This window comes from Halalkalibacter sp. HAAS-P014, from assembly GCF_056619965.1.
This window is the reverse complement of the sequence record NZ_JBWQTV010000015.1, coordinates 57,015-70,935: the sequence shown is the minus strand read 5'-3', so window position 1 is coordinate 70,935 and position 13,921 is coordinate 57,015. Positions and strand designations below refer to the sequence as shown.

At 38.1% G+C, this 13,921-nt stretch carries 15 protein-coding genes and 1 other annotated feature; all 15 genes read right to left on the bottom strand.

Annotated features, from left to right (window positions below):
• Positions 1 to 2 precede the first annotated feature (2 nt).
• Positions 3 to 1,295 carry an amidohydrolase gene (locus AC1FXZ_RS12345; protein WP_480054032.1) on the bottom strand — a complete coding sequence of 431 codons (1,293 nt, stop codon included), beginning with the start codon at positions 1,293 to 1,295 and terminating at the stop codon, positions 3 to 5.
• A 97-nt stretch (positions 1,296 to 1,392) separates the two neighbouring features.
• Complete coding sequence (locus tag AC1FXZ_RS12340) at positions 1,393 to 1,965, bottom strand: YrrS family protein (protein ID WP_480054031.1); 573 nt, start codon at positions 1,963 to 1,965, stop codon at positions 1,393 to 1,395.
• A 156-nt stretch (positions 1,966 to 2,121) separates the two neighbouring features.
• Complete coding sequence (greA, locus tag AC1FXZ_RS12335; RefSeq protein WP_480054029.1) at positions 2,122 to 2,598, bottom strand: transcription elongation factor GreA; 477 nt, start codon at positions 2,596 to 2,598, stop codon at positions 2,122 to 2,124.
• Between the two features lie 116 nt (positions 2,599 to 2,714).
• Positions 2,715 to 3,350, bottom strand: coding sequence for a uridine kinase (gene udk / locus AC1FXZ_RS12330; protein ID WP_480054027.1), 636 nt, complete (start codon positions 3,348 to 3,350; stop codon positions 2,715 to 2,717).
• Positions 3,350 to 4,615, bottom strand: a complete 1,266-nt coding sequence (locus AC1FXZ_RS12325) for a peptidase U32 family protein (protein WP_480054025.1) — start codon at positions 4,613 to 4,615, stop codon at positions 3,350 to 3,352. The genes udk and AC1FXZ_RS12325 overlap by 1 nt, the downstream gene beginning before the upstream one ends.
• 16 nt (positions 4,616 to 4,631) lie before the next feature.
• Entirely contained in the window at positions 4,632 to 5,564 is a 933-nt protein-coding gene (locus tag AC1FXZ_RS12320) for a peptidase U32 family protein (protein WP_480054023.1), read from the bottom strand.
• 18 nt (positions 5,565 to 5,582) lie between these two features.
• Complete coding sequence (locus AC1FXZ_RS12315; RefSeq protein WP_480054021.1) at positions 5,583 to 6,221, bottom strand: O-methyltransferase; 639 nt, start codon at positions 6,219 to 6,221, stop codon at positions 5,583 to 5,585.
• 72 nt (positions 6,222 to 6,293) lie between these two features.
• Entirely contained in the window at positions 6,294 to 7,439 is a 1,146-nt protein-coding gene (gene mltG, locus AC1FXZ_RS12310) for an endolytic transglycosylase MltG (protein WP_480054019.1), read from the bottom strand.
• Between the two features lie 242 nt (positions 7,440 to 7,681).
• Positions 7,682 to 7,969 (bottom strand): DUF1292 domain-containing protein, encoded by a 288-nt coding sequence (locus AC1FXZ_RS12305; protein WP_480054017.1) that lies wholly within the window; start codon positions 7,967 to 7,969, stop codon positions 7,682 to 7,684.
• 73 nt (positions 7,970 to 8,042) lie between these two features.
• On the bottom strand, positions 8,043 to 8,462 hold the full coding sequence (ruvX, locus tag AC1FXZ_RS12300; RefSeq protein WP_480054015.1) for a Holliday junction resolvase RuvX: 420 nt from the start codon (positions 8,460 to 8,462) through the stop codon (positions 8,043 to 8,045).
• On the bottom strand, positions 8,459 to 8,731 hold the full coding sequence (locus AC1FXZ_RS12295) for an IreB family regulatory phosphoprotein (protein ID WP_480054013.1): 273 nt from the start codon (positions 8,729 to 8,731) through the stop codon (positions 8,459 to 8,461). Before AC1FXZ_RS12295 ends, ruvX begins: the two co-directional genes overlap by 4 nt.
• A gap of 100 nt (positions 8,732 to 8,831) precedes the next feature.
• Positions 8,832 to 11,471: an alanine--tRNA ligase gene (alaS, locus tag AC1FXZ_RS12290; protein WP_480054011.1), complete on the bottom strand. Its 2,640-nt coding sequence runs from the start codon at positions 11,469 to 11,471 to the stop codon at positions 8,832 to 8,834.
• A gap of 185 nt (positions 11,472 to 11,656) precedes the next feature.
• Positions 11,657 to 11,865, bottom strand: a binding site (T-box leader).
• Positions 11,866 to 11,900: 35 nt separating this feature from the next.
• Positions 11,901 to 12,965 (bottom strand): AI-2E family transporter, encoded by a 1,065-nt coding sequence (locus tag AC1FXZ_RS12285; RefSeq protein WP_480054009.1) that lies wholly within the window; start codon positions 12,963 to 12,965, stop codon positions 11,901 to 11,903.
• Positions 12,966 to 13,140: 175 nt separating this feature from the next.
• Complete coding sequence (locus tag AC1FXZ_RS12280; protein WP_480054007.1) at positions 13,141 to 13,329, bottom strand: hypothetical protein; 189 nt, start codon at positions 13,327 to 13,329, stop codon at positions 13,141 to 13,143.
• A gap of 100 nt (positions 13,330 to 13,429) precedes the next feature.
• The gene (locus AC1FXZ_RS12275) at positions 13,430 to 13,903 is read right to left on the bottom strand and encodes a PRC-barrel domain-containing protein (RefSeq protein WP_480054005.1); all 474 of its coding nucleotides are present in this window, start codon (positions 13,901 to 13,903) and stop codon (positions 13,430 to 13,432) included.
• Positions 13,904 to 13,921 lie beyond the last annotated feature (18 nt).

Below are 13,921 nucleotides of genomic sequence, written 5' to 3'. Positions count from 1 at the left end.
ATTTAGAACTGCTCGCTTAAACGATTCACTTCAAATATCACTTTTTCTTCATCTACCGTTACGCACTTTCCATTTTTCACAACTTGTTTTCCTTGTACGAATACATCTTTCACATCTCTTCCACTTCCCGAGTAGACAAGGTGAGAAATAGAGTTATGAGCTGGCTGATAAAAAGCTTGATTCGTATTCATAATAACTAGATCTGCTTCCTTCCCTACTTCAAGGCTTCCAATTTGCTCATCTAACCAAATAGCTTCAGCTCCATAAATCGTTGCCATTTGAAGTGCTTTTTCTGCTGAGATTAACGTAGCATCATTGTGCACACCTTTATACAAAAGGGCGACCTGCTTCAATTCTTCAAACAAATCCAAATTATTGTTAGAAGCAGAGCTATCAGTTCCAAGTGAAACCGTAATCCCTTTATTTAGCATGTCAGGCACCGGAGCAATTCCACTAGCTAATTTTAGATTACTAATAATATTATTAGAAACTTTTACATCATGTTTGGCAAGAATGTCCATTTCCCACTCTTCAACATGTACAGCATGTGCCACAAGAGTCGGTTGCTGAAAGACATCTAATTTCTCTAAATGTCTTACGGGACGTTCTCCATATTCACGTTCGTTTAATTCCACTTCAGATTGAGTTTCTGACATGTGAATATGGATAGGTGAATTTAACTCAACTGCTTTAGATACAATTTTCTCTATGAAATCAGGTCCACAAGTATACGGAGAATGAGGCGACATCATTGTCGTAATACGTCCATTTGCTTGATTATTCCAATTGCGTGCAAAATTCGCAGCTTCTTCTAATTTGCTTTGACGCAATTCTTCAGTTCCAAACCCTATCATTCCACGGCATAGCCTTGCACGCATACCAGATGCTTCTACAGCCATAGCGACTTCATCCATATTGTCATACATATCTACAAATGTAGTCGTTCCTGTCCGAAGCATTTCAATAATTGATAAGTACGCTCCCCACTTTGCATGATCCTTCGTATATTTTGCCTCATTTGGCCACATTTTTTCTTCTAACCATTGTTGCAACGGCAAATCATCTGCATATCCACGTAATAAAGACATGGAGGCATGACCATGAGTGTTAATCAATCCTGGTAATACAATATTTCCTTTTACATCGATGACCTCATCATAGTCAGATAAATCTTTTGGCACGTTCCCAACATAAGTTATTTTCCCATTCTCAAATGCCAAAGCTCCATTTTTATGTACTGTTTGATTCGAATCTACTGTAATAATCGTTCCATTCGTAATAATTGTATGTGACATAATAATTCCTTTCTTCTCAAAGCCATGTTGTGGTTATCTAAATCAAAGAACCTGTCCTCAATAGAAATGAGGAGCAGATTCCTATAGCATGCTTACCTTAATTTATTTTATTTTTCTCAACAGCCATCCAGCCATGGCCGTCAATCCATTCAATAATGACTTCGTACTTATCATTGGATCCTTTTTCACTCACTTCTCCACGTGCTGTTGTACCTGTACCTCCATTTTCAAGCCGCCATAAAGTTATGTCTTCAAACCCTGTTGATTTAATGGCCTTCACCATCTCATTCCAGTTTGTACCATCTCTTGTGAAATCATGAGAAAATTCCCCAGTTTGTGTGGTACCAACTGGCTCCCACTCCCCATCAGGAATTGGTTCAAGTTCCTCTTCTTCAGCCTCTTCTTCACTTAGACTAGTGTCTTCCTCGACTGTCTCATCCTCAGTTTCGGTGTTTGCACCAATAAGGTTAGCTTCCTTTCCTTCTAGTTCATCCACCGGTTCAACTCCATCTAAATTATCACTTTCACTTATCGTTTCTTCGGCTATAGAATTATCAAAAAAGATTTGGACAGCAAATACAATAATAAGAATGGTTACAATACCTATCGCCACATTTAATATACGGTTGACTCGTTTCTTTTTACGTTGCTCATAACGATACCCTGACATAGTTCCACTCCCTTAGTAATATCTCTTTCGTTATTATACAAGATCTTACTAAAAAGCGCGATATTCGCTTTATACAAGATTTCACATAAAAAAACATAGATGATACCAAATCGAAAAGAGCCACTCTATATAACTCGAGTGGCTCGGTGTAAACGTTTAACTAATATCAATAATTTTAATTTCCATTTCTCCACCAGGAGTATTTACAACAACAGTTTCATTAATTGCTTTTCCTAACAAGCTTTGTGCCATAGGAGAATCATTTGAAATTTTACCTTCAGCCGGATCTGATTCTGCACTACCGACAATTGTATACTCTTCCTCATCTCCATCTGGTAGTTCTATAAACTTAACGGTTTTTCCTAAAGAGACAACATTTGCTGCTCCTTCTTCATCTTCAATCATGACTGCATTTCGAATCATTTTCTCAAGTTGCGCAATACGGCCTTCAACAAATGCTTGCTCTTCTTTCGCAGAATCATACTCTGAATTCTCAGAAAGGTCACCGAAACTACGTGCTATTTTTATGCGTTCAACGACTTCCTTCCGTCGTTCTGTTTTTAAATACTCTAATTCCTCTTCTAATTTCTTTTTTCCATCCATCGTCATATAATGCTTTTTCTCTTCTGCCATGTCTTTCACTCCTCATCATCTACTACATCGATAATATAATATTGGATAACTGCTACATATGTAAATTAAAAACTCGGAAACCCGAGTTTTTAACTTATAGACCTGTTCCTATGCTATTACAAAATTGCTTTTTCTTCAATAATTGTACGAATTTTTGTCACCATTAGATCAATTGCGACACGATTCTGCCCACCTTCTGGCACAATAATATCGGCATAACGCTTTGTCGGCTCTATAAATTGTAAATGCATCGGCCTCACAACAGAAGTATATTGATCAATTACTGATTTGATTGAACGTCCACGATCCTCAATATCTCTCATTAAACGCCTAATAATACGAATATCAGCATCGGCATCTACAAATAATTTGATATCCATCATATTGCGCAAATATTCATCTTCAAGGATTAAAATACCCTCTAGAATAATAACGTCCTTCGGCTCAATCACAACTACTTCTTCTGATCTAGTATGGGCCTTATAATCATAAACTGGTTTCTCAACTTTTTGACCATTTGATAGCATTTGCAGGTGTTCTAGTAATAATGTATTATCAAACGCCAATGGATGATCATAATTTGTATTTAACCGTTCTTTATAACTAAGATGGCTTTGATCTTTATAGTAGGCATCTTGCTCTATTAATACGATCGACTGTTCATTGAATTGATGAAATATTTCTTTTGCTACCGTCGTTTTTCCTGAACCAGTTCCTCCAGCAACTCCGATAACAATAGGTTTCTTCGTCATTATCTTACCTCTTTACGCATCATGTTTTGTGGATAAACTGGTTTTTCTACTTTAAAACGGACAATTTGCAGTGGGTGTCTAGCCGCATCAAGCTCATTGCCATCTTCATCCCAAATTGTTTCAACTTTTTGAACGAAATTTGAAATTTCAGGACCGAAAAACTCCACTTCATCTCCCTTTTTAAAATGGTTACGTTGTTGCAAGGTTACCATGGATGTTTCTTCATTATAATCTAGGACTAAGCCGGCAAAATCATACTTAGTTCGTTTACCATGCTTGCCATACATTTGCTCTTCAAAGGTTGGTGTACCTTCAATAAACTGAGGAGCAAAATCACGATTCGCACATTTTTCAAGCTCGTCTAACCAAGCTTTATCTATTTGGAAGTTATCTGGGTCAGCGCAATACGCATCAATCACCTTGCGATACACGCTTGTAACAGTTGCTACATAATGAATTGACTTCATTCGCCCTTCAACCTTTAAGCTATCAATCCCAGCTTCAATTAACTTTGGAATTGCTTGAACAAGGTTTAAATCTTTCGGGCTCATTGTATACTGTGGGTCATCTTCCCCAAATAATGCCTTCTCGCCGTTTTCATTTGTTTCATATAAATCATATTCCCAGCGACAAGATTGACAACAGCCACCACGATTTGAATCACGTGCTGTCATATGGTTACTCAATACACAGCGACCTGAATATGAAATACACATTGCACCATGAATAAACGCTTCAATCTCGATATCGACCTTTTTCTTCATTTCAAGCATTTCTTCAAGCCCAACCTCACGTGCAAGCACGACCCGATGAAGCCCTTCTTCTTTCCAGAACTTCACAGCTAGCCAGTTAGATAAAGACTGTTGTGTACTTAAGTGCACTTCTACTTTTGGAGCGACTCTTTTACACGTTTCAATAATAAGAGGATCGGCTACAATAATCCCTGTAACCCCCACTTCTTGAAGTGACTGTAAATACTCTTCTAACCCGTCCATATTTTCATTATGGGCAAAAATGTTAGTTGTTACATAAATTTTCGCTCCATATTTATTGGCAAACTCTACTCCTTCTCTCATTTCTTCTAGTGAGAAATTATCTGCATTAGAACGTAGGCCAAATTCACGTCCACCGATGAAAACAGCATCAGCACCATAATGCACAGCTACTTTGAGTTTTTCTAAACTTCCAGCTGGAGCTAATAATTCTGGTTTTTTTGTAATAATTCGTTTTCCTTCTTTCGTGCGTTCAGCAATCGTCGTTGTCATAATAATATCCTCCCTTCTAATAGACCGTCTCTTTAAAGAAGAATCCCGTATCAAGTTTGCGATTTTCCGGCTGGATTTCTTCGAGTTTGTTTACATATTCCTCTTTACGTTCTTCGTATTTATCACGGTCATTTATACACAGATCAATTGCCTCGCGATAAAGTGCCGTAGTTGTTTCCATATAATCTGTTGACTTTAATACTCCATCAATTTTAAAACTATCAATTCCTGCATCTATCATCTCTTCTAACTCATCAATAATGCAAATATCATTAGGACTCATAATGTGAGTGCCATTCTCATCTTCAAAAATTGGATAACGCGCATCACGCTCAGGATCAAATAAATGCAAATTGCGCTCTTTATCACGCTTCTCAACCCCTAAGTTCTTTCCTTGGAATTGCATGTAGTTTCCAATCAATGTTCTCTTTGACTGGAACATACTTGTCATTCCGTGAACTTGAACTTCAATTTCAACATCAGCATTTTCTTTAATTTCAACGATTGCATCCATATTAATTTCACGAGCTAACACTGCACGCTTGGCTCCTTTACGTCCCCAATAGTTTGCCGTAAACCAGTTAGTAGCAGTTTGTTCAGTATTCCAGTGCAATTTCATCTCAGGAGCGACCTCGCGTGCGACCATTAAAACAGCAGGGTCCCCGAAGATGATTCCGTCTACCTGTGCATCTTTTAAAAAGAGAATATAATCAGCTAATTCGTCTACTTTTTCGTTATGAAAAAGTGCATTCATGGACACATAAACTTTTTTTGCTTGCTCATGGGCAAGCTTTGTAGCTTCTTTTACATCTTCTCTAGAAAACTCTCCAGCTAAACGTAACCCATAACGTTCTTCCCCAATTACAATTGCATCAGCACCGGCACGAAATAAGCGCTTGATTGCATCGATGTCTATAGGTGTTACAAGTAATTCTGGTTTCTGTTCCATACTTTCAACTTCCTCCTTTTATAGCTTTATACTAACGGCTAATCCGTCTCCAACTGGCAAAATCCTCGTATCATAGCTGGGATGGTTCATTAACCATTCATTATAACTTTGTATCTTTGACGCTATTTTGCGTAACCGTTTATTTTCTATGTCTGACCCCGCAACAAACCCACGGAAAAGCACATTATCTGAGTAAATAACTCCACCTTTATGGACAAGCTTCCCATACATTTCAAAAAAACGTTGGTACTGTCCTTTCGCGGCATCAATAAATAATACATCAAAATGGGGTTCAGATTCAAGTATTTGAACCAAATCAAAAGCATCACCAAATTTTAACTCAATTCTACTAGACAGACCTAGCCTAGAAACATTCACTTCAGCTTGCTTATATCTCTCTAGATCACGCTCAATCGTAACAATTTCTACATCAGGTAATGCTTGAGCCATTCGAATTGCAGAATAACCAATTGCTGTCCCTATTTCTAGTATTCGCTTAGGTTTTTGCAGCTTTAACTGTTGTAACAGACTTTCCATTCCTACTAGATCCATAATGGGAACTTGATTTTCTTTTGCAAATGCCTCTATTTGCTCGACTCGTTCATCTCGTTTTGGCACGAGAGACTTCAAGTAACTTTCAACTTGTTCACTAATCATTGCTACACTCCATTCTTTTTGTTCAAGCATAGAAAAGAGGGTGTGTTATCAAACACATCCCCCCATTAAAAATTAATCTTCTTGTTGACTTTGACCTTCTACCCATTCATCTCGATATGTCTGATGGGTACGATGATGATCTTCATACGTTTGATTATAAATAACTTCTCCATTAAAACGGGCATAGAAGAATAAATAATCAGTCTCTTCAGGGTTTAGAGCAGCTCTAATTGAATCCTCTCCCGGATTGGCAATAGGTCCAATTGGAATGCCACTATAGCGATAAGTGTTATATGGTGAATCGACTTCTGTAGCATTATAACTCGTCATATACAGATGTTCTCCTACAGCATAAGAAACCGTTGGATCCACCTGAAGCCTCATTTCACTGTCTAAACGATTATAAAGAACCCCCGAAATCAAATAACGATCTTCTGATTTTTGGGCTTCTCTTTCAATAATCGAGGCAAGTGTTAACAATTCATGAATCGTATATTCACTATTTTCGATCTCAGTTGAATACTTCTCTAGTATATTTTCTGTGCGATTTAACATAGCCTCAATCACTGATTCAATTGAAGGCTGTTCCTCCATAAAATCATAACGAGCAGGAAATAAGTAACCTTCTAACGCATATCGAATATCTTCATCTAATATTTCATCCGTTAACATTGAGTATTGGTCAACCAGACCTTCTACATACTCTTGGTCAGTAATAAAATCCATTACTTCATCGCCTGAATAACTAGTCTCTTCAGCAACAATCTTCACTACATCTTCAAGCCATCTTCCTTCAGGTACAGTAAAAGATAGTTCCGGCTCTTGCATAACTTTTCCTTCTTTCAACTCCGTTATAATCTCATCCATTGTCATAGAAGTTGATAGAGAGTAATCGCCTGCTTGAAAACCTGTTTCATTTTTATATCGAACGTAGTAGCGAAAAAACGTTCCATTTCGAACAAGTCCCTCTTCTTCAAGTATTGTTCCAATTTGGTTTGCAGTAGTATTGATTGGAATCGTCACATGGACCTCTTCCGGATTATCCTTGTCCATAGGACCTAATGTATTCTTAATATAAAAGTAACCACTAAGAAATATAATGATACCTATTACTAACAACCCAACAACACAAAAAAAGACGACCTTTCTCACAACTCTAGCCTGAGAAACTCGTTCTTCATACAATTCATTTCGAGGTTTTTTGCTGGAATTAGACATCATTCCCCTCCTTCCACCACCTTATTATACTACATTTCGACGAAAGATAAAGAGTAAAAGCAATACCCTGATTTTAGGTATTGCTTTTACTCGAAAATACCCTGATTTTGGGTACTACTTTTACTCGAAAGTACCCTGGTTTTTGGGATTGCTTTTACCCGATAGCACCTGGTCTCAATTTTGCTATTAAAAAAGTTAAAAAAAAAGACTGAGGATAACTCCTCAATCTTTCTCACTGTTATTTATTCATCTTCAGGTTGAAATGTATTTAACATTTCCTCAACCATTTCCCATTCTTCATCTGTTTCAACTGGGAAAAGGGCAATGTCATCCTCTTCTCCTTCACGATCCTCAAAACGAAAAGCAAATACTTCTACTTCTTCGTCCTCGTCCTCTTCTGCGCCAACAGGTGTAACTAGAATGTAGGACTTATTAGTTGCATCAACATGGAATCTAAATAATTCATCAAAAAGATGCTCGTCCCCATTCTCATCAGGGATCACAATACGCTCTTTTTCTTGTTCTGTCATTATTCTGCACCTCTTTGTCTTAATGTTTGTAGAAGGCTGGCCCCAACATAAATTTCAACGTTAGAAAGCACTGCTACATTCCTTTGTGGTCAAGATAGCCTTGTAAAATCATGACCGCAGCCATCTTATCAATCACTTGCTTTCTCTTTTTCCTACGAACATCTGCTGAGATGAGCATTTTTTCAGCTGCGACAGTTGTCAAACGCTCATCCCACATCTTTATCGTGCACGAAACATGTTTACTTAATGTATCAGCGAAAATTTGGCTACGCTCACCACTTGGACCAATTGTTCCATTCATATTTTTAGGCATACCAATCACGATCGTACCTACATCATGTTCTTCAACGAGGCTAACAATTGCTTCGTAGTCTTTGTCTTCTTCATTTTCAACCCGTTTAATGGTCGTCAAACCTTGTGCCGTCCAACCAAGTTCATCACTTAATGCTACGCCTATTGTTTTTGTACCAACATCTAAACCTAGTGCTCTCATCCATTCTCCTTACGGTGCTGTGATAAATAGGATTTTACTAACTCTTCAATTAGTTCATCACGTTCAAGCTTACGAATGAGCGTGCGCGCATCCTTATGACGTGGTATGTACGCAGGGTCTCCTGATAGTAAGTAGCCCACAATTTGGTTAATGGGGTTATATCCTTTCTCCTCTAGTGATTCATATACAGAAAGGAGTACCTCTTGGACATCAACATCATCCGTATCATCATGAAAATTAAATTGCATCGTTTTGTCCATAGAGCTCATCACAAACACCTCTTTCATTCTTTGCTATTTCGGTCTGTTTTACGTTTGAACAACCCGGCAAATAGCTTGGTTATTTCCATTGTACAACATTAAAGTCGAATTAGGAAATCGATTTTACATATTCTTCTACAAAAGCTAGCGCTGTTTCCAACTCTGCTGGATTCTTACCTCCAGCTTGAGCCATGTCAGGGCGACCACCACCACCGCCACCACAACGTGTTGCGATCTCTTTTACTAATTTGCCAGCATGAAGGCCTTGTTTGTTTAAATCTTTTGTTACGCCGGCAACAATATTCACCTTTTCACCTGAAACAGCACCTAAAACGATTACGCCTGATGATAAATCTTGCTTTAAGGTATCCACAATACCTCTTAAGCTATCCATGTCTTGTGCGTCAACTTTTTTCGCTAAAACTTTCACACCATTCACTTCAACTGCTTCATTAACAAGATTCCCAGCTTCCATGTTACCCAATTTGGCCGCCAATGATTCATTCTCTCTTTGTAAATCACGAATTTGTTGTTGAGTTGCTTCCATCCGAGCTGGAACGTCTTGTACTCTTTTCACTTTTAAGCTCGTTGCTACATCTTTTAACAATTGAATTTGTTCATTCATATGTTCGTAAGCAGCCTTTCCAGTTACCGCCTCAATTCGGCGTATGCCTGCTCCGATCCCTGACTCCGAGACAAGTTTAAACAAACCAATTTCAGCTGTATTACGGACATGACAGCCACCACAAAGCTCTAAGCTATATTCTCCAACTTTTACAACCCGAACCGTTTCGCCATATTTTTCTCCAAACAGAGCCATTGCACCCATCTCTTTAGCCTCGTCAAGCTTCTTCAAAGATATATCGACGGAAAGAGCATTCCATATTTGTTCATTTACGATTTCTTCAATTTTTGTCATCTCATCAGGAGTTACTTGACCAAAATGAGAGAAATCAAAACGCAAGCGTTCCTCCGATACAAGTGATCCAGCTTGGTTAACATGCGCTCCAAGAACATCTTTTAAAGCTTGATGTAGTAAGTGCGTAGCCGTATGATTTTTCACGATTGATATACGCTCAGTTTCTTCGACGATACAGCTTACGCTTGCTCCTTTTTCAAGTACACCTTCTTTAACTTGAACGGTATGAAGGTGTTGGCCATTAGGAGCTTTGGTTACTGCTGTTACCTGCGCAAGGACATTTTCTCCTCGAATCGTTCCTTTATCTGCAACTTGACCACCACTCTCTGCATAAAACGGTGTTTCATCAAGAAGAATTTGAGCCGTATTACCAGCTGAAACGACGTTCGCAAGCTCTCTTTCAAAAACAATCACTTCGATCTTTGCATTTGCTTTTAAATGATCATAACCAATAAACTTACTTTCCGTAGTTAGTTGTCCAAGCACTTCATCTTGAACTTGCATGGAACCAGATTCTTGACGTGCCGAACGGGCACGCTCTCGTTGCGCTGCCATTTCACGATCAAAACCTTCACGATCGATTTCCAAGCCTTTTTCTTGAACATATTCCTCTGTCAAATCCACCGGAAAGCCATAAGTATCATATAGACGGAATACGTCTTTCCCATCAATCACTTCTTTATTAGAAGACTCTGCATCAACTAGAATTTTCTCAAGAATTGATAAACCTTCGTTTAATGTCTCGTGGAACCGTTCCTCTTCATTTTTCATAACCTTTTGAACAAATTCAGTTTTCTCTTGTACTTCTGGATAGAAGTCAACCATAATTTCTCCAACTACAGGAACAAGCTCATACATAAACGGTCTATGGATTGAAATTAACTTTGCATAACGAACTGCACGTCGTAACAATCTTCTGAGAACATAGCCACGTCCTTCATTAGAAGGAAGAGCTCCATCTGACACAGCGAATGTAACCGTACGAACATGGTCGGCAATGACCTTAAATGCAACATCAGTTTCCTTATTTTCACCGTATTTTACTCCAGCAATTTTTTCTGTCGCTTGAATAATAGGCAAAAATAAATCAGTTTCAAAGTTGGTTGGTGTGTCTTGAATGACAGAAACCATACGTTCAAGCCCCATACCCGTATCAATATTTTTCTTTGGCAGCGGCGTATAACTACCGTCTGGGTTATGATTAAATTGAGAAAAAACCAGATTCCAAACTTCTAAATACCGTTCATTCTCTCCCCCTGGATAAAGTTCAGGATCATTTTCATCATTGCCATAGCTCGGTCCACGATCATAAAAAATCTCCGTGTTAGGTCCACTCGGGCCTTCCCCAATATCCCAAAAATTCCCTTCTAATCGAATAATACGTTCCTTAGGAATCCCAATTTTATTCTTCCAATAATCATAGGCTTCATCATCTTCTGGATGAACCGTAACGGATAATTTATCTGGAGCAAATCCAATCCACTTCTCACTAGTTAAAAATTCCCATCCCCATTCAATCGCTTCTTCTTTAAAGTAGTCACCGATTGAGAAGTTTCCGAGCATTTCAAAGAAAGTATGATGACGTGCTGTCTTCCCAACATTTTCAATATCATTCGTTCTTATCGACTTTTGTGCATTAGTAATTCGCGGATTTTCAGGTATAACCCTTCCATCAAAGTATTTCTTTAAAGTTGCTACACCACTATTAATCCAAAGTAAAGAAGGATCTTCATGAGGAACCAAAGATGCACTTGGTTCAATATCATGTCCCTTTTCTTTAAAGAAATCTAAATACATTTGTCTAACTTCTGCAGATGTCAGTTTTTTCATCTTCGTCTCTCCTTAGTATGTATATTCTTTCGGAACAAAAACAACCATGAGCGCTCACTCTAAGGGTACGTACTGAATAGTTCGTTTCATTACCCCAGGCAAAAATGAAAAAAGAGACTTTTTTCTTTTTTCTAAATGCCGACTAGCTTAGTTACATTTTCATAAAAAAAAACCCTAATCCCTAGAAAAGGGACGAGAGTTTTTCACGCGGTACCACCCTAATTATAGACATGGAGTTATGTCTATCACTTAATTGTCTTAACGCGACAATAACGTCAGAGGTTATCTGCACTCAGGAGTAGCCTTCTGAAACCCTTCACTCAGTGTACTTTCAGCCTAGATACACCTCTCTTTAGAGTGGTCTGCTTCATACTCGTTCCATCTACGTTTTTCATTTGCCTCTATTATAGAAAAACAAACATTAAAATGTCAATCTTTCATAAAATGAAAGCGAATATGCAAGAGCGTAACTTTCCCAATTGCTAAGATCGGAACCGCAACTAACATACCAAGAAAGCCTCCTACTTCAACACCGACTAATAAAGCTAAAATGATCAGTGCTGGGTGCAAGTGAAGTGTCTTCCCTACGATTACGGGCGAAAGAATATTGCCCTCAATTTGTTGAATTACAAAGATAAGAATGATGGTAGCTACACCGAGTTGCCATGATTGTAAAAATGCAACAATTACAGCAGGAATCGCACCAATAAAAGGACCAAAATAAGGGATTAAGTCCATCGCCCCCATAAACAAACCTAGTAATATCGGATAAGGTACACCCAAAATCCATAATCCCGTAGTTGAAATGATAAAAACTGACAAAGATACTAACAGCTGTCCACGTATATAATTGCCGAATGTATGATCTACATCCTTTATATATCTCTTTAACGAATCACGCCATTTCCTTGGAGTCAAATACCAGGATAATTTTCTTATCAACTCATGATCCTTTAAAAAAAAGAACACGAGAAAAGGAATTACGATAAAAGAAAACATCGATTTGATAAGGAAGAGTACTGCGCCTTCTATTTGATCAAAAACACCTTCACTCATTCTTACTAGCTGTACCTTCCATTCTTGAGTTTGGGTTTGTAAAGGCGCTGGAAGTGTATCAATGTATCTTTGTATTCTCTGTGTTTCCTTTTCAATTTCTCTTATTTGGGCTGGGATTGTTTCAAATGCATGCTGTACCTGATTAATAAAAGATGGAAGACCTATTGTTAAAAGAAATCCTAATACAAAGACGATTACTAAGAATATAAGTAAAACGGCTACTGGCCTTGGGATATTTGCATCATCGTGCATCTTTTCTACCAGAGGATGCAGAAGGTATGTTAATAATATTGCTATTCCAACAGGTAATAATAGAGCTCTAAACACCGCACCAATTGGAGACAAAAGTGGCGCTAGTTGAACAATCATATAAAGAATTAGTAGTGTTAGTAAAATAAAAATAAGCCGATATAACCACTTTTGTTGAACTTTATCCATCTACACACCTCCCAATCTATAGTGTGTGCAGCCTTTTTATATCCATACAATTTTTATGCATAGAAAAAGAGGGAGAACTCTATCTAACAAAGGTTAGAGTGTCACCCTCTTTGTACCATATTCTCATTCTAGATCTTTACCCTTCTTTATAAACTATTCTCGTGAATGGTTTGGGTTACATTCCTACTTGTAGGTCCTCGTCTTCAAACAAATCATCCAACGAGCTTAATGAACCATCTTCTTCAACTTGATGCATTGATAGCCTTCCTTTTTGTAAACTCATCTCTACAAAACAATTCCAACAATAGTATTGATTTGTCCCGATTTTTCCAATATCTTTGCTCTTACAATTTGGACACTGCATGGTAAAAAGACTCCCTTCACAGCTGCTGAAAAAAGTCGTTCCCTTTTTCAATAGCCACAATCAAAAACTGAAGAAGGTCCCTTTACTTTTTTCAGAGCTTTTATTCATTTAGGATGGCACGCCCCCCAGCAATGGTTAACGTAGAGTTGCTTTTAACGACTCTTCGCCCTTCCACTAGGTCAGCGACCAACCCTTCTGTCACTTCATACCCTACAATCGTGCCCACTTCTTCATGAAAGTATACATCTTCTAAAAGGCCCAATTTTTCCCCTTCAGCTGTTAAGAGAGCAATGCCATGAAGACGATGCTTTCCATGTTTTAAATGAAATACATCTTTTTCCTTTTTCGTAATAGGATGCAAGGCGTTTTGGTCCTCTACCATCACCCCATCATTTCCAATACTTGCAATGTGTTCAAAAGGTAAACAAAGATGCCTTTGAAACCACCCATTTGGATCTACAAGAAAACCAGTAACAGAACCTTCCTCATAAAACAGGTCCAATACATGCCCACATTCTTTGCCAGAAGAAATTGAAATAACAGGTAGTCCTTCGACTGTTGAAAAAGTACGCAAAGAAATCGCCACCTTTTT

Bases quoted from the DNA above. Each gene is read 5' to 3' on its own strand.
- AC1FXZ_RS12345 (WP_480054032.1), bottom strand. From the start codon at position 1,295: ATGTCACATACAATTATTACGAATGGAACGATTATTACAGTAGATTCG.
- AC1FXZ_RS12340 (WP_480054031.1), bottom strand. From the start codon at position 1,965: ATGTCAGGGTATCGTTATGAGCAACGTAAAAAGAAACGAGTCAACCGT.
- greA (WP_480054029.1), bottom strand. From the start codon at position 2,598: ATGGCAGAAGAGAAAAAGCATTATATGACGATGGATGGAAAAAAGAAA.
- udk (WP_480054027.1), bottom strand. From the start codon at position 3,350: ATGACGAAGAAACCTATTGTTATCGGAGTTGCTGGAGGAACTGGTTCA.
- AC1FXZ_RS12325 (WP_480054025.1), bottom strand. From the start codon at position 4,615: ATGACAACGACGATTGCTGAACGCACGAAAGAAGGAAAACGAATTATT.
- AC1FXZ_RS12320 (WP_480054023.1), bottom strand. From the start codon at position 5,564: ATGGAACAGAAACCAGAATTACTTGTAACACCTATAGACATCGATGCA.
- AC1FXZ_RS12315 (WP_480054021.1), bottom strand. From the start codon at position 6,221: ATGATTAGTGAACAAGTTGAAAGTTACTTGAAGTCTCTCGTGCCAAAA.
- mltG (WP_480054019.1), bottom strand. From the start codon at position 7,439: ATGTCTAATTCCAGCAAAAAACCTCGAAATGAATTGTATGAAGAACGA.
- AC1FXZ_RS12305 (WP_480054017.1), bottom strand. From the start codon at position 7,969: ATGACAGAACAAGAAAAAGAGCGTATTGTGATCCCTGATGAGAATGGG.
- ruvX (WP_480054015.1), bottom strand. From the start codon at position 8,462: ATGAGAGCACTAGGTTTAGATGTTGGTACAAAAACAATAGGCGTAGCA.
- AC1FXZ_RS12295 (WP_480054013.1), bottom strand. From the start codon at position 8,731: ATGAGCTCTATGGACAAAACGATGCAATTTAATTTTCATGATGATACG.
- alaS (WP_480054011.1), bottom strand. From the start codon at position 11,471: ATGAAAAAACTGACATCTGCAGAAGTTAGACAAATGTATTTAGATTTC.
- AC1FXZ_RS12285 (WP_480054009.1), bottom strand. From the start codon at position 12,965: ATGGATAAAGTTCAACAAAAGTGGTTATATCGGCTTATTTTTATTTTA.
- AC1FXZ_RS12280 (WP_480054007.1), bottom strand. From the start codon at position 13,329: ATGCAGTGTCCAAATTGTAAGAGCAAAGATATTGGAAAAATCGGGACA.